The organism is Streptomyces sp. MUSC 14 (genome assembly GCF_001866675.1).
GTDB lineage: Bacteria > Actinomycetota > Actinomycetes > Streptomycetales > Streptomycetaceae > Streptomyces.
Map to the genome: position 1 here is coordinate 13,831 of NZ_MLYN01000078.1, position 20,611 is coordinate 34,441.

18 protein-coding genes, 6 tRNA genes and 2 pseudogenes are annotated in these 20,611 nt (G+C 73.5%); 9 read left to right on the forward strand and 17 right to left on the reverse strand.

Annotated elements, in window-relative coordinates:
* Positions 1-35: 35 nt before the first annotated feature.
* The 6 genes and pseudogenes from BIV25_RS53740 to BIV25_RS40220 form a co-directional block, all read right to left on the reverse strand.
* The gene (locus BIV25_RS53740) at positions 36-275 is read right to left on the reverse strand and encodes a hypothetical protein (protein ID WP_256257125.1); all 240 of its coding nucleotides are present in this window, start codon (positions 273-275) and stop codon (positions 36-38) included.
* Positions 249-732: pseudogene (locus tag BIV25_RS53745) on the reverse strand (Tat pathway signal sequence domain protein); the annotation flags it as partial. The gene BIV25_RS53740 and the pseudogene BIV25_RS53745, both read right to left, overlap by 27 nt.
* A pseudogene (locus tag BIV25_RS40200) lies at positions 731-1,230 on the reverse strand (ABC transporter substrate-binding protein); the annotation flags it as partial. The pseudogenes BIV25_RS40200 and BIV25_RS53745, both read right to left, overlap by 2 nt.
* Before the next feature lie 223 nt (positions 1,231-1,453).
* On the reverse strand, positions 1,454-2,818 hold the full coding sequence (locus BIV25_RS54785) for an alpha/beta fold hydrolase (protein ID WP_371273127.1): 1,365 nt from the start codon (positions 2,816-2,818) through the stop codon (positions 1,454-1,456).
* A 315-nt stretch (positions 2,819-3,133) separates the two neighbouring features.
* Positions 3,134-3,205, reverse strand: a tRNA-Val gene (locus tag BIV25_RS40215).
* A gap of 84 nt (positions 3,206-3,289) precedes the next feature.
* Complete coding sequence (locus tag BIV25_RS40220; protein ID WP_071377521.1) at positions 3,290-3,766, reverse strand: TIGR02611 family protein; 477 nt, start codon at positions 3,764-3,766, stop codon at positions 3,290-3,292.
* A 191-nt stretch (positions 3,767-3,957) separates the two neighbouring features.
* On the opposite strand from BIV25_RS40220, the gene BIV25_RS40225 reads away from it, so the two are divergent.
* Together BIV25_RS40225 and BIV25_RS40230 are read left to right on the forward strand one after the other, a co-directional pair.
* On the forward strand, positions 3,958-4,371 hold the full coding sequence (locus tag BIV25_RS40225; RefSeq protein WP_004002642.1) for an SsgA family sporulation/cell division regulator: 414 nt from the start codon (positions 3,958-3,960) through the stop codon (positions 4,369-4,371).
* Between the two features lie 323 nt (positions 4,372-4,694).
* A complete protein-coding gene (locus BIV25_RS40230) occupies positions 4,695-5,255 on the forward strand; it encodes a CGNR zinc finger domain-containing protein (protein WP_071377522.1) in 561 nt (186 codons plus the stop codon).
* Positions 5,256-5,357: 102 nt separating this feature from the next.
* Here the strand turns inward: BIV25_RS40230 and BIV25_RS51740 are convergent, their stop codons facing one another.
* A complete protein-coding gene (locus BIV25_RS51740) occupies positions 5,358-5,513 on the reverse strand; it encodes a hypothetical protein (protein ID WP_177235594.1) in 156 nt (51 codons plus the stop codon).
* A 199-nt stretch (positions 5,514-5,712) separates the two neighbouring features.
* The gene (locus tag BIV25_RS40235; protein WP_071377523.1) at positions 5,713-6,162 is read right to left on the reverse strand and encodes a hypothetical protein; all 450 of its coding nucleotides are present in this window, start codon (positions 6,160-6,162) and stop codon (positions 5,713-5,715) included.
* 293 nt (positions 6,163-6,455) lie between these two features.
* On the opposite strand from BIV25_RS40235, the gene BIV25_RS40240 reads away from it, so the two are divergent.
* Positions 6,456-6,983, forward strand: coding sequence for a DsbA family protein (locus BIV25_RS40240; protein ID WP_071377524.1), 528 nt, complete (start codon positions 6,456-6,458; stop codon positions 6,981-6,983).
* A gap of 15 nt (positions 6,984-6,998) precedes the next feature.
* Here the strand turns inward: BIV25_RS40240 and BIV25_RS40245 are convergent, their stop codons facing one another.
* The 3 genes from BIV25_RS40245 to BIV25_RS40255 all read right to left on the reverse strand — a co-directional run bounded on the left by BIV25_RS40245 (position 6,999) and on the right by BIV25_RS40255 (position 9,791).
* Positions 6,999-7,823 (reverse strand): GNAT family N-acetyltransferase, encoded by an 825-nt coding sequence (locus BIV25_RS40245; protein WP_071377525.1) that lies wholly within the window; start codon positions 7,821-7,823, stop codon positions 6,999-7,001.
* An 85-nt stretch (positions 7,824-7,908) separates the two neighbouring features.
* Complete coding sequence (locus BIV25_RS40250) at positions 7,909-8,730, reverse strand: aminotransferase class IV (protein ID WP_071377526.1); 822 nt, start codon at positions 8,728-8,730, stop codon at positions 7,909-7,911.
* A complete protein-coding gene (locus BIV25_RS40255) occupies positions 8,727-9,791 on the reverse strand; it encodes a chorismate-binding protein (RefSeq protein ID WP_071377527.1) in 1,065 nt (354 codons plus the stop codon). The genes BIV25_RS40250 and BIV25_RS40255 overlap by 4 nt, the downstream gene beginning before the upstream one ends.
* A 178-nt stretch (positions 9,792-9,969) precedes the next feature.
* Between BIV25_RS40255 and BIV25_RS40260 the strand changes: the two genes are divergently transcribed.
* From BIV25_RS40260 to BIV25_RS40280, 5 genes are all read left to right on the forward strand, one after another.
* Positions 9,970-10,042: transfer RNA gene (locus BIV25_RS40260), tRNA-Gly, on the forward strand.
* A gap of 38 nt (positions 10,043-10,080) precedes the next feature.
* Positions 10,081-10,154, forward strand: a tRNA-Cys gene (locus BIV25_RS40265).
* A gap of 1 nt (position 10,155) precedes the next feature.
* Positions 10,156-10,227 (forward strand) — tRNA-Val (locus tag BIV25_RS40270).
* Between the two features lie 46 nt (positions 10,228-10,273).
* Positions 10,274-10,345 (forward strand) — tRNA-Val (locus BIV25_RS40275).
* Positions 10,346-10,374: 29 nt separating this feature from the next.
* Positions 10,375-10,446: transfer RNA gene (locus tag BIV25_RS40280), tRNA-Val, on the forward strand.
* Positions 10,447-10,508: 62 nt separating this feature from the next.
* On the opposite strand, the gene BIV25_RS40285 is transcribed toward BIV25_RS40280, so the two are convergent.
* The 3 genes from BIV25_RS40285 to BIV25_RS51745 form a co-directional block, all read right to left on the reverse strand.
* Positions 10,509-10,817, reverse strand: a complete 309-nt coding sequence (locus tag BIV25_RS40285; RefSeq protein ID WP_079177199.1) for a zf-TFIIB domain-containing protein — start codon at positions 10,815-10,817, stop codon at positions 10,509-10,511.
* A gap of 80 nt (positions 10,818-10,897) precedes the next feature.
* Positions 10,898-11,881 carry a phosphotransferase family protein gene (locus BIV25_RS40290; RefSeq protein ID WP_071377529.1) on the reverse strand — a complete coding sequence of 328 codons (984 nt, stop codon included), beginning with the start codon at positions 11,879-11,881 and terminating at the stop codon, positions 10,898-10,900.
* A gap of 335 nt (positions 11,882-12,216) precedes the next feature.
* The gene (locus tag BIV25_RS51745; RefSeq protein WP_177235595.1) at positions 12,217-12,393 is read right to left on the reverse strand and encodes a hypothetical protein; all 177 of its coding nucleotides are present in this window, start codon (positions 12,391-12,393) and stop codon (positions 12,217-12,219) included.
* A gap of 601 nt (positions 12,394-12,994) precedes the next feature.
* Between BIV25_RS51745 and BIV25_RS40295 the strand changes: the two genes are divergently transcribed.
* Positions 12,995-14,416 (forward strand): serine/threonine protein kinase, encoded by a 1,422-nt coding sequence (locus tag BIV25_RS40295; protein ID WP_071377530.1) that lies wholly within the window; start codon positions 12,995-12,997, stop codon positions 14,414-14,416.
* Positions 14,417-14,463: 47 nt separating this feature from the next.
* Here BIV25_RS40295 and BIV25_RS40300 read toward each other — a convergent pair whose 3' ends face one another.
* The 3 genes from BIV25_RS40300 to cobT all read right to left on the reverse strand — a co-directional run bounded on the left by BIV25_RS40300 (position 14,464) and on the right by cobT (position 20,575).
* Positions 14,464-15,282 (reverse strand): RNA methyltransferase, encoded by an 819-nt coding sequence (locus BIV25_RS40300; protein WP_071377531.1) that lies wholly within the window; start codon positions 15,280-15,282, stop codon positions 14,464-14,466.
* An 88-nt stretch (positions 15,283-15,370) separates the two neighbouring features.
* On the reverse strand, positions 15,371-16,603 hold the full coding sequence (gene cobA, locus BIV25_RS40305; protein WP_071377532.1) for a uroporphyrinogen-III C-methyltransferase: 1,233 nt from the start codon (positions 16,601-16,603) through the stop codon (positions 15,371-15,373).
* A 141-nt stretch (positions 16,604-16,744) separates the two neighbouring features.
* Positions 16,745-20,575: a nicotinate-nucleotide--dimethylbenzimidazole phosphoribosyltransferase gene (cobT, locus tag BIV25_RS40310; protein WP_071377533.1), complete on the reverse strand. Its 3,831-nt coding sequence runs from the start codon at positions 20,573-20,575 to the stop codon at positions 16,745-16,747.
* Between the last annotated feature and the right edge of the window lie 36 nt (positions 20,576-20,611).

Consider the following 20,611-nt stretch of genomic DNA (forward strand, 5'->3'; position numbering starts at 1 on the left):
GCCGCCGCCCGTGCGACGGCGCTCACCCAGCCCTGTTATCCGGGCATCCTGTCCCCGAGCAGCGCCGGGTTCTCGATGGCCGCGAGGCCGTAGAGCGCCACGTCGTTGCCGGACACCCGGACCGCTTCGCTCCCCTCCACCAGGGTGACCGGCCCGGTCAGCTTCTCGGTCCGCCACGGCGAGGACTCGGTGCAGCCGTCGGAGCCGTAGCACTTGCTCCAGGCACGCCGGGCGAGGGCCGCGTCCCCGGTCTGTACGGCGGCGTAGGCGTCCAGGCGGAGGGAGAACCAGCCAACTGCGCTTTCCCTTGAGGTGGTTGCCGTCGGCGGGGACGACGGCTCGGACGGGGCCGTCCTGCTCGACGGTGACCTCGCCGATGGTGCCGGCGAACCGCTCGGTCCGCACGGTGCCCTGGTCCTCGTCCTCGTCCTCGCCCTCGTCCCCGGGCCGGCGGAGGAGGACGAGGCGCCCGTCGCGGGCGATCTCCGTCGCACCCCGGGTGACGGACTTGATCAGGGTCGAGCCGTTCCTGCCGATCCTCGCGGTGGCCTTCTGGCCGGGGGCGGCGGGCGTCCCGGTGGTCAGCATGAGCTTGCCGCTGCCCCAACTCACTGCGTGGGCCGTCCACGTGAGCGAACCGTCGGGCCAGTAGGCGAGCGGCCAGGTCTGGACGGGGACGTCCTTTCCCGCGGCGTCCGTGAGCGCGAACGTCCGGTCCTCCCGGTGGGCGCCACTCTGTCAGATCGGCCCGGTCGAAGCCGAGTCCGTCCTTGGTGTGGAAGGCCTTGCCGTTCTGCCGGAGGTGGAGGTCGTACAGGTACATGATGGTGAAGCAGCCGGCGCCCCCGGAATCCTCGTCCTGTCGTGGATCGTCTTCAAGGCCTTGAAGTAGTCGTCCCAGGTCCAGCCGGCGTGCGGTTCGACGCCCGCCTTCCGGAACACCTTCTCGTCGACGACGAGCGCCATGGTGTTGGAACCGACTGGAATTCCGAGCCGCTTGCCGTCGCCCTGGCCGACCTTCGTGTCGCCGTGCCGGAAGTGAACCAGGCTCAGATTGCCAGCTTTCGCCTGGGAGTTGAGGTCGAGAAGAATTCCGCGCTTGTCGTACTTCCGAAGAAAATTGACGGCGTTCTGGAATACGTCCGGTGGATTTCCGCCGGCGGTCTGGGCCTGGAACTTCTCCCAGAAGTACGCATACGTCTGAAAGTCCGTCTTGACCTTGATCTTCGGGCGGGGTGGCGGGGCGGCCCGACCGGGAGCCGGCACGGCCGGGAGACAGCGGGACTGGGAGGGCGTCGGGGTGGCTGGGCGGGAGGCAGCCCTGCCGGGCGATGGCCCGGCGAAGAGGCGGCACGGGCGGGAGACGACGGGCCGAGAACTGGCCCGATCGGGAGGCGTCCTCGTCTCCCCCCTCCCCCTCCCCTCCCCCCGGCTCCCCCGGCGCGGCGTGGGATCAGACGGGCAGGGCCGCGAGCCAGTCGAGGAGGATGCGGTTGGTCTCCTCGGGGCGCTCCTGCTGGACGAAGTGGCCGCACCCGTCGAGGATGTGCGAGCCGAGCAGGCCGGGCAGGGTCTCGGGGTACGCCGTGACCGCGTCCGCCAGCCAGGCGAGCGAGGCGTCCAGGGCACCGCCGATGAACAGCGACGGCTGAGTGATCGGCGCACCCGCGTAACCGGCCAGGTCGGCCCAGTCCCGGTCCATGTTCCGGTATCGGTTCAGCGCCCCGGTCAGCCCCGTCCGCTCGAACTCCCCGGCCAGGACGTCGAGATCACGCTCGCGCAGCCAGGCCGGCCGCCGACCTGCGGGGAAGCGCTCGCGCAGGGTGCCGCCACGGGTGACGAAGTGCGGGTCGGGAGCGCCGGGTCCGGGCATGCTGTCGGCGGACAGGGCCGTGTAGAAACCCGCGAGCCACCCGCGCACATCGGGCTCGATCTCCGATTCCGCCCGGCCGGGCCGCTGGAAGTACGAGACGTAGAACTCGTCGTGCGGCACCAACTCACCTGCGGGGCCTGCCGATTGCGCAGGCCTCCCGGTCTCGTCGGCTCCGGCGCCCGGCCGCCCAGCCGCGCCGTCGCGCGCGCCGCCCTTCTCGACCCCGGTGCCACGGTCAGCGCCGGTTCCCGGGCCGATGCCGGTCGTTGCACGGTCGCCGCTCGCGGCACGACGGGTACCGGTCGCCGCACGGTCACCCGTCGACACGAGGTCGAGGTCACCGCTGGCGCCACCGACGCCACCCCGGTCGCCCACGGCGAGGGCGCCGGTACCGCCGCCCTCGCCGTCCCCGCCGGAACCCTTGTCGCCACCGCTCCCGATACCGACTTCGTGACCGCCGCTGTCACCGTCACCGACACCGCCACCGTTCCCGGCCATCCGCGCGAAGACCTCGCTGGGGCGTGGACCGCCGGGCGGGGTGTACGGCACTCCCAGCAGGGCCACGGCACGGAACACATCGGGCCTGGTCAGGGCGGAGGTTGCGGCGATCGTCGCGCCCCAGTCGTGGCCGACGACCACGGCGGACCGCTCCCCCAGGGCCTCCACCACGGCGACGTTGTCCGCGACCAGGTCGAGCATCCGGTACGCGTCCACGGCCGCCGGTGCGGAGGAGCGGCCATAGCCGCGGACGTCGACGGCCACGGCGCGGTAGCCCGCGGCGGCCAGCGCCGGCAGCTGGTGGCGCCAGGAGTACCAGGACTCCGGGAACCCGTGCACCAGCAGCACCAGTGGCCCTCGCCCCTGCTCCACGAGGTGAACGCGGCCCGCCGGTGAGGAGACGAGGCGGTGGGTCGGAGCGGAGGCGGGGACGGGGAGTTGGGGCATGACGGCTCCGGGAGGCTAGGGGTCAGCGGGGTGGGGCGAGGCCCGTCGCGGCGCCTCGGTCGCCGTTGTGGCGCCTCCCCCGATGCTCCTGTGAACCTCCTGCCGCGCACGAGGCTTGTTGCCGGTCCGGCAAAACGCGCCGGTCCTCGACCCTTCCTTTCCCCGTCCCCGCCTCATCGCCTCTCCGCCTCCCCGGCCGCAGCGCACCGGTCCCCGCCGGGCGTGGGAACAGACGCCGACACAGGCGTGGGCACAGACGTGGGTGCATACGCCGACGGCCCACCTGCTGTTCGGCAGGTGGGCCGTCGGTCCGGGTGGGCGATACTGGGTTCGAACCAGTGACCTCTTCGGTGTGAACGAAGCGCTCTCCCACTGAGCTAATCGCCCGGGCGCAGGAAGAACATTACCCCATGTCAGGGGGTGCCTCCGACCAGGGGACGGGCCGGCGGACGCCCGGGGCGACGAGCCCGCTCACTCCTGGTCGATCTTCCATGGCACGACGAGGCCGCACTTCCCCAGGTAGACGCCGGCCAGCGCGACGACGATCGAGAGTCCCACCGCGGTCAGCGTGATGTTGCGACGGCGCACCCTGGGGTCGAGGGCCCGCTGGGCCGCCTCGGTGACCTTGCGTTTGGTCCAGCGGAGCACGAGCTGGGCCCAGACGAACTCGGTCGCCCAGATCGCCATGCCGGCGAAGATCACCACCCAGCCGGGTCCTGGCAGCGGCAGCATGACGACGCCGGCCACGACGACCGCGAGGCCGATCACGAAGACGCCGACCTGCCAGCTCACATGCAGGACCGGGCGGGCCTTGACGAATTCCGGCGCCCGGGATCCGAGCCCGTCGCCGACCGGCTCTCCGGCGCCCCGCCCCGTCGTCCGCGGGCCGGTGCGCACCTCATCCGGTGCCACAGAGGTCTCGGCCGACTCGTCACTCCCCGTATTCATACGGACAAACCCTACCCGAGTGAATCCCGTCACTGAAATGGTCGTAGGTCAGGTAAGAGTTCTCGGCCGGAAGAGTTACGTAAAGACACGCAAAACGCTCAGAGGGGTTTACAACGGCACCGTAGGTGGCATGTCGATTTCGCCGACGTGCGAATCCCCGAGCGCACACTGAGCGAAAGGCCCTGGCGCTTATGAACACCACGGTCAGCTGCGAGCTGCACCTGCGCCTCGTTGTGTCGAGCGAGTCCTCCCTGCCTGTCCCCGCAGGCCTGCGGTACGACACGGCCGACCCCTACGCCGTGCACGCCACCTTCCACACCGGAGCCGAGGAAACCGTCGAGTGGGTGTTCGCCCGCGACCTCCTCGCCGAAGGGTTGCACCGGCCCACCGGGACCGGCGACGTCCGCGTCTGGCCATCGCGCAGTCATGGTCAGGGCGTCGTGTGCATCGCCCTCAGCTCCCCGGAGGGGGAGGCCCTGCTAGAAGCCCCGGCGCGGGCCCTGGAGTCCTTCCTGAAGCGAACCGACGCCGCCGTGCCGCCCGGCACGGAACACCGGCACTTCGACCTGGATCAGGAGCTGTCGCACATCCTGGCGGAAAGCTAGGCCGCGGCCATCGAAAGCAGCCCGGCGCCGTCCACTCGGGGAGACGGCTCGGGCCAGGACAACCGCATACGGCACAGCCCGGCGCCGTCACCGTGAGCGTTCACGGGGCGGCGTCGGCGCGTGTGTCCGCCCCCGCCCCCCGCTCCTCCTGCCCCCCTCGCCCCACTCGGACAGGGCGGGCCGGGGCCGGGAACCCTGTCGGGCGCGCGGGCGTTGTCCCGGCATGCCGAATCGGGCGGGGGCCGGTGCGCGTGGCACGGATGTCGCTACCATCGGCCAGCATCGGCGGGCGTCACCCGACCCCCCAGGCCAGGGAGCGAAACGTGCTGATCACCCACGACACCCGGCGGGCCCTCGACACCGCGGTCGATCTGGTGAACACCGCGCCGGAGGACGACGCGGCGGCGGACGGACTGCCCGATGTCGCGGCTCTCGCCGACTTCGTACGAAACCACGAAATCAGCGATGTCGGTGTGCTGTCGGACTTCGATCTGTCGGCGGTGCGCCGGGTGCGCGGGCGCTTCGCGGCGATCTTCGCAGCCCCGGATCCCCGGTCCGCCGCAGGTTTGATCAACGACCTGGTCGCAGCGGCCGGCACCACCCCGCGCCTGACGGACCACGACGGCTACGACTGGCATGTGCACTACTTCGCGCCGGGCGCCTCCGTGTCCGACCATCTCGCCGCCGACTGCGGGATGGCGTTCGCCTTCTTCGTGGTGGCCGGGGAGCAGGAGCGACTGCGGCGCTGTGAGGCGCCGGACTGCCGGCGCGCCTTCGTCGACCTGTCCCGCAACCGCTCGCGCCGCTACTGCGACAGCCGCACCTGCGGAAACCGGCTGCACGTGGCCGCCTACCGCGCCCGGCGCAAGGAGGCGACGGGCTGACACCAGCCGCGAGGCACCCGCTCGCCGTGCGCAGGCGAGATGCCCGGCGGGTCCGGGGCGACGTCGGTCCCGGCGGGTGGCGCCGGGACGGACGCGTACGGCTCACAGCAACAGCAGGTCGTGCAGCGCAGCCATGAGGATCAGACACCCGATCACCGCAAGGAAGATCATCAGCGGTGGCTGGGATAGGGCGAAGAGGCACCCGCGCGGCTCGTCCTTCGGTGGCGGCGCGGCCTCGCTCTGTGTCGTGTCCAGCATCTCGCGGCAGATCATGGCGCAGGAGAGGCACCGCACGCGATCAACATGCCACCTGGATGCGGGAGTTGCCGCATTCCGCGCCGTCCCGGCCGACTTGCTTCGTTTTGTGAACGGATCCGGACGCGGCCACGCCGCACTGTGTCATTTCGGTCCCGGCGGCCCGACGTGCCCTTATGCCGCCACGACCGTCATGCGGCCGTCATATGCCGTGCTTCTTGAGGATGGCCTCGATGTCGCTGAAGTCCTCGGCGGAGCCGGTGGCGCGCGAGGCGGTGGCTGATCCGGTCGCCTGCCGGGTCCCCTGGCCCAGGGACGGGGCGGAGGCCGCAGGGGCGACCGCGTCCGTCGCGCCGCCGCGGGCCGCTCTGCGCTCGGCCCGGGTGGCACCACCGCCGCGCCGGCGCTCGACGGCGCGCGTGCCCGCGAAGATCACCCAGGCGGCACCCAGCACCCCGAAGCCCGCCCAGGCGACAGGGCTGAAGGCGGTGTCGGCGAGCCAGCCGACGATCCCGGTCATCACCAGGCCGATCGGCACCAGTGAGTAGGCCGCGATGCGCGCCGCCGCCAGGAAGCGCTTGCGATAGGCCGTGACCACGGCGATGCCCAGGCCCGCCGCGGACGCGGCGGAGCAGACGGTCTCGGCAATCATCCGGTCCTCCTGGCGGGCTCGGTCGGGTGGAAGGCTCGACGCTGCCGGTGCCGACAGCTCAGTCGACGCGGACCCACGACGAACGCGAGGTACGCGAAGAACGCGGCACGCCGGGCCGGCGCGCTTCGTCCCTTCCATCCTGCACCGTCCCGTGCCCCCGATGCCATGCCCGCAGTGGACATCAGGGACATCTCCGGGTCGTCTCCTCCTGGGGTGCCGCACAGCCCGGCTCCCCTGAGGCGCCGTACGGTCCCGATTGGGTCGGCCGGGCCCGGCCTGGAAGACTGGGCGGCATGAGCGACTCCTCCCCCGCACGCGCCGACGCCGTCATCCTCGACGTCTGGTGCGAGCTTCAGTGCCCCGACTGCCGTACCGCCCTGGACGACGTCCGCGCCCTGCGCGCCCGCTACGGCGACCGGCTGGAACTGCGGCTGCGGCACTTCCCGCTGGAGAAGCACAAGCACTCCTTCGCCGCGGCCCAGGCCGCCGAGGAGGCGCTGGCGCAGGGTCAGGGCTGGCCGTACGTGGAGGCCGTGCTGGGACGGGTCGAGGAGCTGGACCGTGGGGGAGAACCCTTCCTGGTCGAGGTGGCCGGTGAACTCGGGCTGGACGCCGAGGAGTTCGACACGGCGCTGATCGACGGCCGGCACATCCTGATCGTGGACGCCGACCAGGCCGAGGGCAAGGCGATCGGGGTGACCGGCACCCCGACGTACGTCATCGGCGGCGAACGCCTCGACGGCGGCAAGAGCCAGGAAGGCCTGCGCGAGCGCATCGAGGAGATCGCCGACCGGCTGCTGGACGGGGGCGAGCAGGGCTAGAGCCCCCGGCATCTCCTACAGCAGAGGCTTGGCCAGGGCGCTGGACGTCGTCTCGTAGCCGAGCGACTCGTACAGCCGCTCCGCCGGGGTGTTGCCCGCGAACACGTTGAGGCCGAGGACCGGCCGGCCGGCCTCGATCGCCTGGCGCTCCGCCACCAGCATGAGCGTACGGCCGTGGCCCCGGCCGCGGTGGGCCGCCTCGGTCTCGACGCCGTACACGAACGCGCCGTCGTCCGTGAGCGCCAGCCACAGCATGCCCACCCGGGCCCCTTCGTGCTCCAGGACGCTGAAGCGCATGCCGTCGGTGGCGAGCCCGTGGGGCAGCAGCTGCTCGTGGTCGCGGCGCGCCTTGTCGCGGGCGACGGCCTCGGGGACGCCACGCTCGCTCCACGTGCGCGCGTACCGCTCCCTCTCGGGCTCCTGCCACGCCGCGAACTCGCCCTCCGTCATGGGCCGCGCGGCGCTGCCCGGCGGCAGCCCGGGCGGGACGGTGCCGAGCGGCTTGCGCATGCGGCGGTTGCGCAGGGTGTAGCCGAGGGTCCCGAACAACCGCAGGGCGATGTCCGCCGAGGCGGGGACGACGGTCTCGATCTGGGTACAGCCCCAGCCGCGCGCCACCTCCTCCGCGGCGAGCGCGGCCACCGTGGCCCGGCCGCGCCGCCGGTCGGGCTCGGCGATCCACAGCTCGTCGACGCTCGCCACCGTGTCCCCGAGGGACGGCGAGGTACGGAGGTGGATCTCGCCGACAGGGCGGCTGTTCACACACACCTGGTAGCGGCGCGAACGGGTGCCGTCGGGATGCTGCTGAAGCGGCTCGACCGGCCGCAGGGTCGTGGTCATCACAGGTGTTCTACCCGGGCCCGACCGCCGCGTCAGCCCGATTTCCCGCGCACCCGCACCCGGCGGCCGATGCCCCTTCGCCTGCTCAGGGGTCCAGGTCGTCGCCGGAGCGCTCGGCGAAGGTCTGCATCGCCTTGGCGGTCACCGGACCCGGGGTCGTGGGCAGTTCGCGGTCGTCGACGCGGTGCACGGCCTGGACGTCGCGCAGGGTGGAGGTCAGGAAGATCTCGTCGGCGCGCTCAAGGACGTCGAGCGGCAGGTCGGTCTCCCGGGCGCCGGTCCACTCGACCGCCAGGGCGCGGGTGATGCCGGGCAGACAGCCGGAGGCGACGGGCGGGGTGTGGATCTCGCCGCCCAGGACGACGAAGACGTTGGAGCCGGTGCCCTCGCAGAGCTCTCCCACCGTGTTGCCGAACAGCGCCTCGGAGGCGCCGTGTTCGTGGGCACGCGCGAGAGCGACGACGTTCTCGGCGTACGAGGTGGTCTTCAGGCCGGTCAGGGCGCCGCGTTCGTTGCGGGTCCAGGGGACCGTGATCACGGCGGTGGTGTCCGGGCGGCGGGTGGTCTCGCCGAGGGCGACCACGAGGGTCGGGCCGTGCTCGCCGCGGTCGGAGCCGAGCGGGCCGTGGCCGCCGGTGTAGGTGATCCGCAGCCGGCCGATCGGCATCGGATTGGCCGCCAGGACGGCGGCGCAGGCCTCGCGGATCTCGTCGTGGTCGGGGTCGGGCAGGCCGAGGCCCCGGGCCGAGCGGGTCAGCCGGTCGAGGTGCCGGGTGAGGGCGAAGGGGCGCCCGTCGGTGGCCTTCACGGTCTCGAAGATGCCGTCGCCGACCGTCAGTCCGTGGTCGAGGACGGAGACACGGGCGGATTCCAGGTCCCGCAGCCCGCCGTCCAGCCAGATCCTCATGCGCACACCCCTCCACTCGCCTCGTACGACCCCGACGCTACCGCGAGCAGCCGGGACGCCTTCAGCTCGGTCTCGCGCCACTCCCCCTCGGGGTCGGACCCCCAGGTGATGCCGGCGCCGGTGCCGAAGCGCAGCAGCGCCGTGCCGTCGCCCGGCCGGTCGATCCAGAAGGTGCGGATGCCGACGGCCAGCTCGCCCGTGCCCCGGTCGGCGTCCACCCAGCCGATTCCGCCGCAGTACGGCCCGCGCGGGGCGGTCTCCAGGGCCTCGATGATCCGCAGGGCGCTCGACTTCGGCGCGCCGGTCACCGAGCCGGGCGGGAACGCCGCGGCGAGGAGTTCCGGCCAGCCGGCATCGGCGCGCAGCTCGCCGCGGACCGTGGAGACCAGGTGGACCAGGCCGGGGTGCTTCTCGACGGCGCACAGGTCGGGGACGGTCACGGTGCCGGTCGCGCACACGCGTCCGATGTCGTTGCGCACCAGGTCCACGATCATCACGTTCTCGGCGTAGTCCTTCTCCAGGAGGTCCGCCTCCGTGCGCCCGGTGCCCTTGATGGGGCCGCTCTCGACGATCCGCCCCGCCCGGCGCAGGAACAGCTCGGGTGAGGCGGTGGCGATCTCCACGCCGTGCTCCGGCAGCCGGATCGTGCCCGCGTACGGCGCCGGGTTGCCGCGGGCCAGGGCGGCGGTCAGGGCGTCCACGTCGGCGTCGGGAGCCACGGGCGCGGTGAGGACCCGGCAGAGGTTGGCCTGGTAGACCTCGCCGGCCGCTATGTGCTCGCGAATCCGGTCGACGCCCGCCGTGTACGCCCGCCGGTCCAGGGAGGTGGTCCACTCCCCGACCGCCGGGCCGCGCCAGCCGCCCGGCACCGGCGTGGACACCGGCTCCTCGCGTACGTCCGCGAAGCGGGCGCAGGTCAGGCTGCCCTCGAAGTCCGCGCAGACGGCCCAGAAGCCGTCCGAGTCCAGGGCGGCCGGGTCGCTTGTGACGTCCAGGAGACCGGTGGCGACGCGGTCGCCGAAACGGGCGAGGGCAGGGGGCCGGGAAGCGAGGTGGGGCACGTGATCGAGTCTAGGTCTGGTGTCCGGCAGATGACTCCGGGATGTCCCCGGGGGACCCCTGACCGTGTCCTCCGTCGGGTGCACCGCAGCACGCTGCGCAAACGCGTTTTTGTGCTGGCCCGGGAATCCGCTAGAGTTCAACACGTCGCCGGGACGCGGAAGCGGACCGAAACGACAGGCGGACGTAGCTCAGTTGGTAGAGCGCAACCTTGCCAAGGTTGAGGTCGCGAGTTCGAGCCTCGTCGTCCGCTCGAAGGAAGAAGGGGTCATCCCGATCCCCTACACTCCTGGTGGAGTGGCCGAGAGGCGAGGCAACGGCCTGCAAAGCCGTCTACACGGGTTCAAATCCCGTCTCCACCTCCAAGGACGATTAGCTCAGCGGGAGAGCGCTTCCCTGACACGGAAGAGGTCACTGGTTCAATCCCAGTATCGTCCACTGGGTCTCCCCGGAGATCCTGCGGATCTTCTCGAAGATCCTCCCCGCGCGATTAGCTCAGCGGGAGAGCGCTTCCCTGACACGGAAGAGGTCACTGGTTCAATCCCAGTATCGCGCACCGACTGTGACCCTCGCGTCACAGCCTGCGGACGATTAGCTCAGCGGGAGAGCGCTTCCCTGACACGGAAGAGGTCACTGGTTCAATCCCAGTATCGTCCACACACCGAAGAAGCCCCCGGCCGTCTCGTACGGCCGGGGGCTTCTTCGTACGCCCGCCCTGCTCAGCTGGAGAAGAGCATGTGGGCCCAGCTCTTGTGGTGGTGGTCATGGTGATCGTGATGTCCGTGGCCGCCGTGGTGACCGCCGTGCGGGGCACCCCAGGCGGGCGCCGGCGGCGCCGGGTACGCCTGCGGGGCGGGCGGGGCCGGGTAGCCCTGCGGAGCGGGCTTGGGCCACTGGGCCTCCATCTGGGTCAGCGCCTCCAGCTCGCCGTAGTCGAGGAAGATGCCGCGGCAGCCGCTGCACTGCTCGATCTGGACGCCGCTGCGGTTGTAGGTGTGCATCGGCGCATGGCACTTCGGACAATGCATCGTCGGCTCAACTCCTCGCCGGTCGATCCCGCTTGGTGTTTCCCCGGGACAGACTCCGTGTGGTCCCGGGCGGTTGCAGCCTAGTTCAGGCGCCGGAGCGCCAACTGGTGTGGGATCGGCACCATTCGGGCACATGCGTCGATCAGTGCCTGCTCGATCTCGTCCGGCGCGCGGTTTCCGTCGAACGCCTTCGTGAGGGCGAGGGCCGCCGACTGCACGGTGAGCGCACGCGCCGGGACGTCCAGCGCGGACCAGGGGTCACCGCTCGCCGGTACGGCCGGTCCCCCGGCCCGCCGGTACGCGCCGAGGAAGCGGACCCACGCGTCGGGCGGAAGAAGCCCGCAGGCGTACCAGGCGGCGGGCCGTGCGAGGTCCCAGGCCGCGGCGCCGGCACCGAGGTCGTCGACGTCTATCAGCCGCCAGGAACCGTCCGGCGCCGGGTGCCGGACGAGCTGGCCGAGGTGCAGGTCGCCGTGGCAGAGGGCGGCGGGACCCGGCATGGGGGCTTCGGCACGCGCCCAGCCGGGAAGACCCGCCCAGGCGGCGAGGACGGGTGCGGCGGCTTCGGGACGCGGGGCGGCGCGCTCTGCGGCTTCGACATGATCTCCGGCTCCGCGGGCCAGGGCCGCGTGGAGTCGGTGGATGGCTCGGGCGGCCTTGGCGGGGCCGCGCATCGGGGGCAGACCGTCGGGTGGGGGTGTGCGGTGCAGGCGGGCGAGGAGGGTGGCCGTGGCTTCCCAGGGGGCCGCGTCGGGGTCGTCGGGGTCCACGGGGGTGCCGTACGGCCAGAAGGTGACGAGGCGGTCGTGCAGGGGGGCGGGGACCGGCGTGAGCGGGAGCAGGAAGACGTCCGACAGCCGCGCGGCCAGCGCGAGGCGGGGTGTCAGTCCGGCGGGGTCGGTGCCGGGGGCGTGGGCCTTCGCGACGGTGCCGCCGTGCCGGACGACGGTCGCGTCGGGGCGGTCGGCCAGGGGGGCGGGGGTGGCGCAGGCGCAGTCGGCGGCGCCGCGATCCGGGTGCGCGACGGCCCTGACCTCGGCGGTGAGCGCGGGAAGGAGAGTCAAGGGGGCCTCGGGGGATCGGGGTGTGGGGGGAGCGTACGACGGTGGCGCGGGCGGGCGTCGGCGGGATGTGCGGCGCGAGCCGTCACCACCGTCCTCCCTGCCTTGATGGCCCGCGCGACCGGCCCGGATCAGCGCCACTGGCGTGCGCTGCCTCGGCCGACTCCTCCGGCGGGCGGATCGTAGACGTACGTGCGAGACCCGTCCCGGAACGGCGCAATGCCGGCGCAGCTCCCCAGCTGCGCCGGCATTCGTGCCGTCCGCCGCACCCCCGTCCCCACGGGGTTTCCTGGATGGATGTCCCCGCCCGGACCGCTCTTCCGGGCCTGGGTCGCCGCTCAGCGCCCCAGCATCGCACCCACGGACGACGCCTGTGTGGCCACCGTCTCCCAGCCGTCGAAGACGAGCAGGAGCAGGGCCGCCAGGGGAAGGGCCATGAGCGTCGCCACCAGCGGGTGGCGACGGCCCGTACGACGGGGTGCGAACGACGTGCGCCGCGGTGCCGTGTGGGCCATGGTCCCTCTCCTGACCGTCTTGTGTTCTTCTCGGAGCGGCGGGTGTCTGACCTCGGGGGACGAGTGCTGCACCCGCCGCTTGTCCACAAATCTAGGCGCGCGGCCCACTGCGGGCGTCATGCCCTCGTACCGATTGCCGGGCCTCCCGGAGGATGAGCCGTGACCTGGGGAGTACTCCCCAGGGTGGAGACAGCGGGGCGGGTCTCGGGGTCTTCCCGGAGGGGACGTCCGCCGTATCCCGTCATTTCCGGAGCATCCGGGTGCAGAAGGAGTGACTTCGATCACTCGGACGACAGGCGGGAGGGTTGTCGCGCGCGTCCCGCCGTCCGCCCGGTCGGCGGTTGACCGGTCGGTGCGTGGTGGGCGTCCGGCGGGTTCACCGAACGGTGCGGGCTGCCCCGGTGCCGCTTCAACCCCCTTGTCCCGATTGCCGGTTGAGCGCCCGGGCCGCTCAAGGGCGCTGCCCGGCCGGGGGTGCTGACCCCGTCTCACATCAGGCGGACGGTCGGCACAATCCGTTCGGGCCGGAGGGCGCGGCCTCTGCGCGCCGACGGCCGTGGAAACGTAAGCTGTGCCACGTCACAGAGGCCGGGCAGCGGGGATGAACATGGCGATGATGCGCCTGAGGCGCGAGGACCCGCGCGTCGTCGGCTCGTTCAGGCTGCACCGACGGCTCGGCGCGGGGGGCATGGGTGTGGTCTACCTCGGCTCCGACAAGAAGGGGCAGCGCGTCGCGCTGAAGGTGATCCGGCCCGATCTGGCGGAGGATCAGGAGTTCCGGTCGCGGTTCGCCCGTGAGGTCTCGGCCGCCCGGCGCATCCGGGGCGGCTGTACGGCCCGGCTGGTCGCCGCCGACCTGGAGGCCGAGCGCCCCTGGTTCGCCACCCAGTACGTGCCCGGCCCCTCCCTGCACGACAAGGTCGCCGACGAGGGCCCGCTCGTCGCGGCCGACGCCGCCGCTATCGGCGCGGCCCTGTCCGAGGGCCTGGTCGCGGTGCACGAGGCCGGGGTCGTGCACCGGGACCTGAAGCCCTCCAACATCCTGCTGTCCCCGAAGGGGCCGCGGATCATCGACTTCGGCATCGCCTGGGCCACCGGTGCCTCCACCCTCACGCACGTCGGCACGGCCGTCGGCTCCCCCGGCTTCCTCGCGCCGGAGCAGGTGCGCGGCGCGGCCGTCACCCCGGCGACCGACGTCTTCTCGCTGGGCGCGACCCTCGCCTACGCCTCCACCGGTGACTCCCCCTTCGGACAGGGCAGTTCCGAGGTGATGCTGTACCGGGTCGTGCACGAGGAGCCGCAGCTGTTCGGCGTGCCGGACGCGCTCGCGCCACTGGTGCGGGCCTGTCTGGCGAAGGACCCCGAGGACCGGCCGAGCACGCTCCAGCTGTCGCTGCGGCTGAAGGAGATCGCCGCCCGTGAGGCACATGGCATGGAGGCCGGCGTACGGCCGCCCGCGCCGCGCGCCGCGGAGGCGGACCGGCCCACGGGCCGGCTCGTCGACACCTATCCCGAGCAGCAGCAGACCCAGCGGCGCCCGGCCGCCGGTACCCCGGCGCCGCGCGGCGGCGTCCCCTCCCGGGGCGGCGGTGTGCCGCCGCGGAACGGGGCGCCCTCGCGCAACGGCGGCAGCGCGCGCGGTGCGGGGGCCGGGGCGCAGCCGCGTACGGCTCGTCCGACACCGGCGCCGCGCGGCGGGGTCCCGCGCTCCGGCGGTGGCCGGCCCGCTCCGCGCAGCGGTACCGGGCGGCCGGGGCCGCGCGCTACGGGGACCGGGCGGCGGCCGGCCAATCCGCGGCTGCTGCGGCAGCGGCTGTTCGTGTTCGTCGTGGTGACGCTGCTCGTGGCGCTCGGGATCGCGCTGGCGCAGGGCTGCCAGGGTCCGGCGCGCGGACTCGGCGACGGCGACGGGCAGCACGCGCAGCAGCTACGGCAGCAGCCGCAGGCCGGGGGCCCGGCCGCGGACCGGGACGAGACGGCTCCGCGGTACGGAGCGGCTCCGGACCCGGACGCCGGCCGGTGAGCGCCCGGCCGTAGGCGCCCGGCGGTGAGCCTCGGCCGGAGCGGCCGTCAGGACTGCGGGCGGCCGGTCGCCACCGCGTAGAACGCCACCGCCGCGGCCGCGCCCACGTTCAGCGAGTCGACGCCGTGGGACATGGGGATGCGCACCCATTCGTCGGCGGCGACCAGAGCCTGTGTGGAGAGCCCGTCCCCCTCGGCGCCGAGCATCAGGGCCACCCGGTCCATCGTGTGGGGGGCCGCCTCGTCGAGGGAGCGGGCCTTGTCGTCCGGGGTGAGCGCGAGGAGCGTGAAGCCGGCCTCGCGGACCGACTCCAGGCCCTTGGGCCAGGTCTCCAGCCGGGCGTACGGCACCGAGAACACCGCGCCCATCGAGACCTTGACGCTCCGCCGGTACAACGGGTCGGCGCAGTCGGGCGACAGCAGGACGGCGTCCATGCCGAGCGCCGCGGCCGATCTGAAGATCGCGCCGATGTTCGTGTGGTCGTTCACCGACTCCATGACCACGACCCGGCGCGCGGAGCGCAGCAGTTCGCCGGCCGTGGGCAGCGGCTTGCGCTGCATGGAGGCGAGGGCGCCGCGGTGCACGTGGTAGCCGGTGACCTGTTCGGCGAGTTCGGGGCTCACGGCGTAGACCGGGGCGGGCAGTTCGTCGATGACGTCGCGCATGACGTCGATCCACTTGGCCGAGAGCAGCATGGAGCGCATCTCGTAGCCCGCTTCCTTGGCCCGGCGGATGACCTTCTCGCCCTCGGCGATGAACAGGCCTTCGGCGGGCTCGCGCTTGCGGCGCAGTTCGACGTCGGTCAGCCCGGTGTAGTCGGCGAGACGCGGGTCGTCGGGATCCTCGACGGTGATGAGAGAGGCCACAGGGTGATACTGCCTTGTCCTGGAGGTGCTGCCAACGGCTGGGGCGGGGTGCGTTACCCCGGGTTACGCGTGATCGAGCCATACATGGTCAGCAGGCCGGCGAGGGGCCGACCGTCACGACCTCGCCGATGACGATGACCGCCGGCGGCTTCACCTCCTCGGCACGCACGGTCTCGGCGACCGTGGCGAGGGTGGCGTCGACGCGGCGCTGCGCGGCCGTCGTGCCTTCCTGGACCAGCGCGACGGGGGTGTCGGGGGACTTGCCGTGCGCGACGAGCGTCTCGGCGATCTTCCCGATCTTGTCGACGCCCATCAGGATCACGAGCGTGCCGGTGAGCTTCGCCAGCGACGGCCAGTCAGCAAGGGAACGCTCGTCGTCGGGAGCCACATGGCCGCTGACGACCGTGAACTCGTGGGCGACGCCCCGGTGGGTGACCGGGATGCCGGCCGCGCCGGGCACCGAGATCGAGCTGGAGATACCGGGGACGACGGTGCACGGGATGCCGGCCTCGGCGAGCGCCTGGACCTCCTCCATGCCCCGGCCGAAGACGAACGGGTCGCCGCCCTTGAGCCGGACGACCGACTTGCCCTGCTTGGCGTGCTCGATCAGCGCGTTGTTGATGGCTTCCTGGGCCATGTAACGGCCGTACGGGATCTTCGCCGCGTCGATCACCTCGACGTGCGGCGGGAGTTCGGCGAGCAGGTCGCGCGGGCCGAGCCGGTCGGCGATGACGACGTCCGCCTCGGCGAGCAGGCGGCGCCCGCGGACCGTGATCAGGTCGGGGTCGCCGGGGCCGCCGCCGACCAGGGCGACGCCGGGCGTACGGGTGCGGTGGTGCGGTGCCACCAGGGTGCCGTCGCGCAGGCCTTCCACCACCGCGTCGCGGATGGCGGCGGTGTGCCGGGGGTCGCGGCCGCGCGCGTCCGTGGTGAGTACGGCGACCGTGACGCCCTCGCTGTGACCGGTCGCCGGGGTCCAGGCGGTCGCCCGGTCGGCGTCGTCGGAGCGGACGCACCAGACACGGTGGCGCTCGGCCTCGGCGGAGGCGGCGGAGTTGGCCTCCGGGTCGCTCGTGGCGATGAGGGCGTACCAGGCTTCGGCGAGGTCGCCGTCGGTGTAGGGCCGCCGCTCCCAGGTGATCTCGCCCGCGTCCGCCATGGCCTCGACCGAGGGGGTCGCCGCCGGCGAGACGACGGTGACATCCGCGCCCGCCGCGATGAGCGCGGGCAGGCGGCGCTGGGCCACCTGACCGCCGCCGAGGACGACCACGCGGCGGCCGGAAAGGCGGAGGCCTACGGGGTAGGCGGGGTGTTCGGCCATGAGGGGCGGCTCCTCGTGCAGCTGTGCGGTGGGGGCCCGCTGCACCTTCGGAGCGGCCCTGACGTGCGATTTTAGCTGTGCGCGGGACAGCGGGCACGGGCGGTCCGGCAGTTGAACACCGGACCGCCCGTGCCGTGCCGCCTACTTCTCGGTGACCCCTGCCGAGTCGAACGTCGCCACCTCGTGCATCGCCCGGGCCGTGCTCTGGACCAGCGGGAGGGCCAGGAGGGCACCCGTACCCTCGCCGAGGCGCAGGTCGAGGTCGACCAGGGGGCGCAGGCCCAGCTTGTTGAGGGCGGCCACGTGGCCCGGTTCGGCGCTGCGGTGGCCCGCGATGCAGGCCGCGAGCACCTCGGGGGCGATGGCGCGGGCGACCAGGGCCGCGGCGCCGGCGCTGACGCCGTCCAGGATCACCGGCGTACGCAGCGAGGCGCCGCCGAGGAGGAGGCCGACCATGGCCGCGTGCTCGAAGCCGCCGAGGGCCGCGAGGACGCCGAGCGGGTCGGCCGGGTCCGGCTGGTGGAGTTCCAGCGCCCGGCGCACGACCTCGGTTTTGCGGGCCAGCGTCTCGTCGTTGATGCCCGTGCCACGGCCCGTGACCTCCGCCGGATCGGCGCCGGTGTAGACCGAGATCAGCGCGGCGGACGCGGTCGTGTTCGCGATGCCCATCTCACCGGTGAGCAGCGCCTTGTTGCCGGCCGCGACCAGGTCGCGAGCGGTCTCGATGCCGACCTCGATGGCCGCCTTCGCCTCCTCGCGGGTCATCGCGGGGCCGGTGGTCATGTCGGACGTGCCGCCCCGGATCTTGCGGGGCAGCAGGCCGGGCGTGGCGGGCAGGTCGGCGGCGACACCGACGTCCACGACGCACACCTCGGCGCCGACCTGGGCCGCGAAGGCGTTGCAGACCGCTCCCCCGCCGAGGAAGTTGGCCACCATCTGGGCGGTGACCTCCTGCGGCCAGGGGGTGACGCCCTGGGCGTGCACCCCGTGGTCGCCGGCGAAGATGGCGACGGCAGCGGGCTCCGGGATCGGCGGCGGGCACTGCCGGGACAGCCCGGACAACTGCGCGGAGATGATCTCCAGCATGCCGAGCGCGCCGGCCGGCTTGGTCATGCGCTTCTGGCGCTCCCAGGCCTCGCCGAGGGCCTTGGCGTCGAGCGGGCGGATCTGGGCGACGGTCTCGGCAAGCAGGTCGTGGGGTTCCTCTCCGGGCAGGGCGCGGCGGCCGTACGTCTCCTCGTGCACCACCCAGGACAGCGGGCGTCGCTTGGACCAGCCGGCCTGCATCAGCTCGGGCTCGTCCGGGAACTCGTCGACGTACCCGACACACAGGTACGCGACGACCTCCAGGTGCTCGGGCAGGCCGAGCGCGCGGACCATCTCCCGCTCGTCGAAGAAGCTGACCCAGCCGACGCCGAGGCCTTCGGCACGGGCGGCGAGCCAGAGGTTCTCCACCGCGAGCGCCGAGGAGTAGGGCGCCATCTGCGGCTGCGTGTGACGGCCGAGGGTGTGGCGGCCGCCCCGGGTGGGGTCTGCGGTGACGACGATGTTGACCGGGGTGTCGAGGATGGCCTCGATCTTCAGTTCCTTGAACTGCTTGGCCCGGCCCTTCGGCAGCGACTTGGCGTAGGCGTCGCGCTGCCGCATCGCCAGTTCGTGCATCGTCCGCCGGGTGTCGGCGGAGCGGATGACGACGAAGTCCCAGGGCTGCGAGTGGCCCACGGAGGGCGCCGTGTGGGCGGCCTCCAGGACGCGCAGCAGCACCTCGTGCGGGATGGGGTCGCTGCGGAAGCCGTTGCGGATGTCGCGCCGTTCGCGCATCACCTTCAGGACGGCCTCGCGGTCGGCGTCGTCGTAGCCGGGCGCGGCCGGGCCGGCGGGCTGTCGTGCTTCCGCCACTGCGGCCGTGCCCTCTTCTCCGCCCTCTTCTTCCTGGTCGGCGGCCCTGGTCCGGAGGTCCTCCGCGTGCTGTACGACATCGGGGGCCTGCCCCGCGGCCGGCGCCGCCGGTGCGAGCGCCTGGCCGCCCTCGCGCGGTGCGGGCACCGTGGCCACCGGCCGCTCCGGCTCTTCCGTGGGCAGGACGAGGGCGTGCGGCGGGGTCGGCGCCAGGTGCGGGGTGGTGGGCACCTGCCCGTCGACGGGCACGAACTGTCCGAGCGGCTGCTCCGGCTGCGGCTCCGCCGGCACGTGCGAGGGCAGCGGCTCGGCCGGCTCGGCCTCGGTGGCGGCCGGGACCTGGACGTGGACCTGCGGCTCGGCGACGTCGCCGACGGGCTCGGGCTCCGCGGCGGCCGGGGCGGCGGGCGCTTCGGCGACGGCGACCGGCTCGGGAGCGACGACGTCCTGCGCCACCGGCTCGGGCCGCGGCTGCGGCTGCGACTCGACGGCGGCGGGCTGGGCCTGCTGCTCCGCGGCCGGCTGCGCTGCCTCGGGTACCGCCTGGGCCTCGGGCGCGGCGGACACGCGGGGCGGGACGGGTTCGGCCAGTTGCGGGCCCTGGGCCAGGTAGGGCTGCGGCTCGGGCGTCGCGGGAACGCCGGCGGCGGGTGCGGGGGCGGCGGGCGCGGGCGGCTGCTCGGGCGCCGGTACGGCCTCGACGGGCGGTACGACGTCGGCGGTGGGGGTGCTGGGTTCGGGCTGCGCCGGGGCGACGGCTTCCGGGGCGACGGCGGGAGCCGCCTCCGCCTCGGCAGGCACGGCGGGCGCGCCGGGCACGGCGGTGGCAACGGGGACCTCGGCGACCGGCGCGGCCTGCGCCTGTGCGCCCTGCTCCGGGGCCGCGGCCGGCTGGGCCGCATCGACGGTCGGTACGGGCTCGGCGCCCTCGACGGCCTGGACCTCCTCGGGCAGTTGCACCACCACGGCGTCGACCGGGGCGGCGGGCGGCGCGGCCTCGGCGACGACGGGTGCTGCCTCGGCGGGGGGCTGCTCGGCCGCGCCGTTCTCCGGTGCCACCACGGCGACCTCGACCTTCTCAGGAGCCGCGACGACGACCGGAGCCACGTAGACCCCGTCGTGGGCGGCCGCGGGCTGCACACCGTCGTGACCGTGCACGACCGGCGCGGCGGCGAGCGCTTCGTCGGCCGCCTGCGTCGGGACCGGGGCGACGGCGGCCTGGTCGGCGCCGGCCGAGTGACCCGCGGCCTCCACGGCAACGACCTCGCCCTCCGCGGCCACAGCGGCGGCCTCCACCGGAACCGTCGCTTCCGCCGGGACCACGGCCTCGACCGCAACGGCAGCACCCGCGGGCACGGCGTCGTTCGCCGGAGCCGCGGACTCGACCGGGACCGCTGTCCCGGCCTCCGCGTCCACCGCGACGGCGGCATCCGCCGCGACACCGGCGTCCGGTGCGACGACCGCCGGATCAACCGTTTCCGCAGCCGGGGCCGGTGCACCCGCCTGGGGCACCGGCTGGGGGGCCGGCACGGGCGCCGTACCCCAGGGGGCCGCGTTCTGCGGGGCCATCTCGCCCAGCTGCTGGGCGTCGAGGTACTCGGGGCCGGCCGGTGCCGGGGCGGGCCGCACCGGTGCGCCGGCCGGGCCGCGGTCGGCGAGGGAGCGGACCGGGCTGGCGGAGGCGTCCGGGATCGGCGGGCCGAGGTGCAGCGGGCGGCGCGGCGGCTGCGCGGCCGCCTGCGGATCCTGCGGTGCGGAGAAGACGGGGGCCTGCGGCGCGGACACCGGGGCCGGGTCGGGCAGACGGACGCCGCTGAGGTCCACGGAACCGCTGTCGCGGCCGGCCGTCTCGTGCGGACCCGGCTCGTGCACGGCTTCCAGGACCGGCTCCGGAGCCGGCGGCGGTACCTCGTTGCCCCACGCGCCCTGGGCGCCGGGCAGCAGCAGCTCTTCGTCCTCGGCGGGCGCTTCGGAGAGGTAGGTGTACGCACCGTGCGCGGCGACGCCCGGCTGCTCCACCATGCCTGCGCTCTCCGGCTGTCCCTCGCCCGGGACCTGGCCGGTGTCGGTCATGCGTACCCCTCGCCCATCGGTTAGTGCTCTCCTACG

What these genes read in the sequence shown, in the direction of transcription:
- BIV25_RS54785 (WP_371273127.1), bottom strand. Translation starts at nt 2,818, where the DNA reads ATGCCCCAACTCCCCGTCCCCGCCTCCGCTCCGACCCACCGCCTCGTC.
- BIV25_RS40220 (WP_071377521.1), bottom strand. Translation starts at nt 3,766, where the DNA reads ATGAATACGGGGAGTGACGAGTCGGCCGAGACCTCTGTGGCACCGGAT.
- BIV25_RS40225 (WP_004002642.1), top strand. Translation starts at nt 3,958, where the DNA reads ATGAACACCACGGTCAGCTGCGAGCTGCACCTGCGCCTCGTTGTGTCG.
- BIV25_RS51740 (WP_177235594.1), bottom strand. Translation starts at nt 5,513, where the DNA reads ATGCTGGACACGACACAGAGCGAGGCCGCGCCGCCACCGAAGGACGAG.
- BIV25_RS40235 (WP_071377523.1), bottom strand. Translation starts at nt 6,162, where the DNA reads ATGATTGCCGAGACCGTCTGCTCCGCCGCGTCCGCGGCGGGCCTGGGC.
- BIV25_RS40240 (WP_071377524.1), top strand. Translation starts at nt 6,456, where the DNA reads ATGAGCGACTCCTCCCCCGCACGCGCCGACGCCGTCATCCTCGACGTC.
- BIV25_RS40245 (WP_071377525.1), bottom strand. Translation starts at nt 7,823, where the DNA reads ATGACCACGACCCTGCGGCCGGTCGAGCCGCTTCAGCAGCATCCCGAC.
- BIV25_RS40250 (WP_071377526.1), bottom strand. Translation starts at nt 8,730, where the DNA reads ATGAGGATCTGGCTGGACGGCGGGCTGCGGGACCTGGAATCCGCCCGT.
- BIV25_RS40285 (WP_079177199.1), bottom strand. Translation starts at nt 10,817, where the DNA reads ATGCATTGTCCGAAGTGCCATGCGCCGATGCACACCTACAACCGCAGC.
- BIV25_RS51745 (WP_177235595.1), bottom strand. Translation starts at nt 12,393, where the DNA reads ATGGCCCACACGGCACCGCGGCGCACGTCGTTCGCACCCCGTCGTACG.
- BIV25_RS40295 (WP_071377530.1), top strand. Translation starts at nt 12,995, where the DNA reads ATGAACATGGCGATGATGCGCCTGAGGCGCGAGGACCCGCGCGTCGTC.
- cobA (WP_071377532.1), bottom strand. Translation starts at nt 16,603, where the DNA reads ATGGCCGAACACCCCGCCTACCCCGTAGGCCTCCGCCTTTCCGGCCGC.
- cobT (WP_071377533.1), bottom strand. Translation starts at nt 20,575, where the DNA reads ATGACCGACACCGGCCAGGTCCCGGGCGAGGGACAGCCGGAGAGCGCA.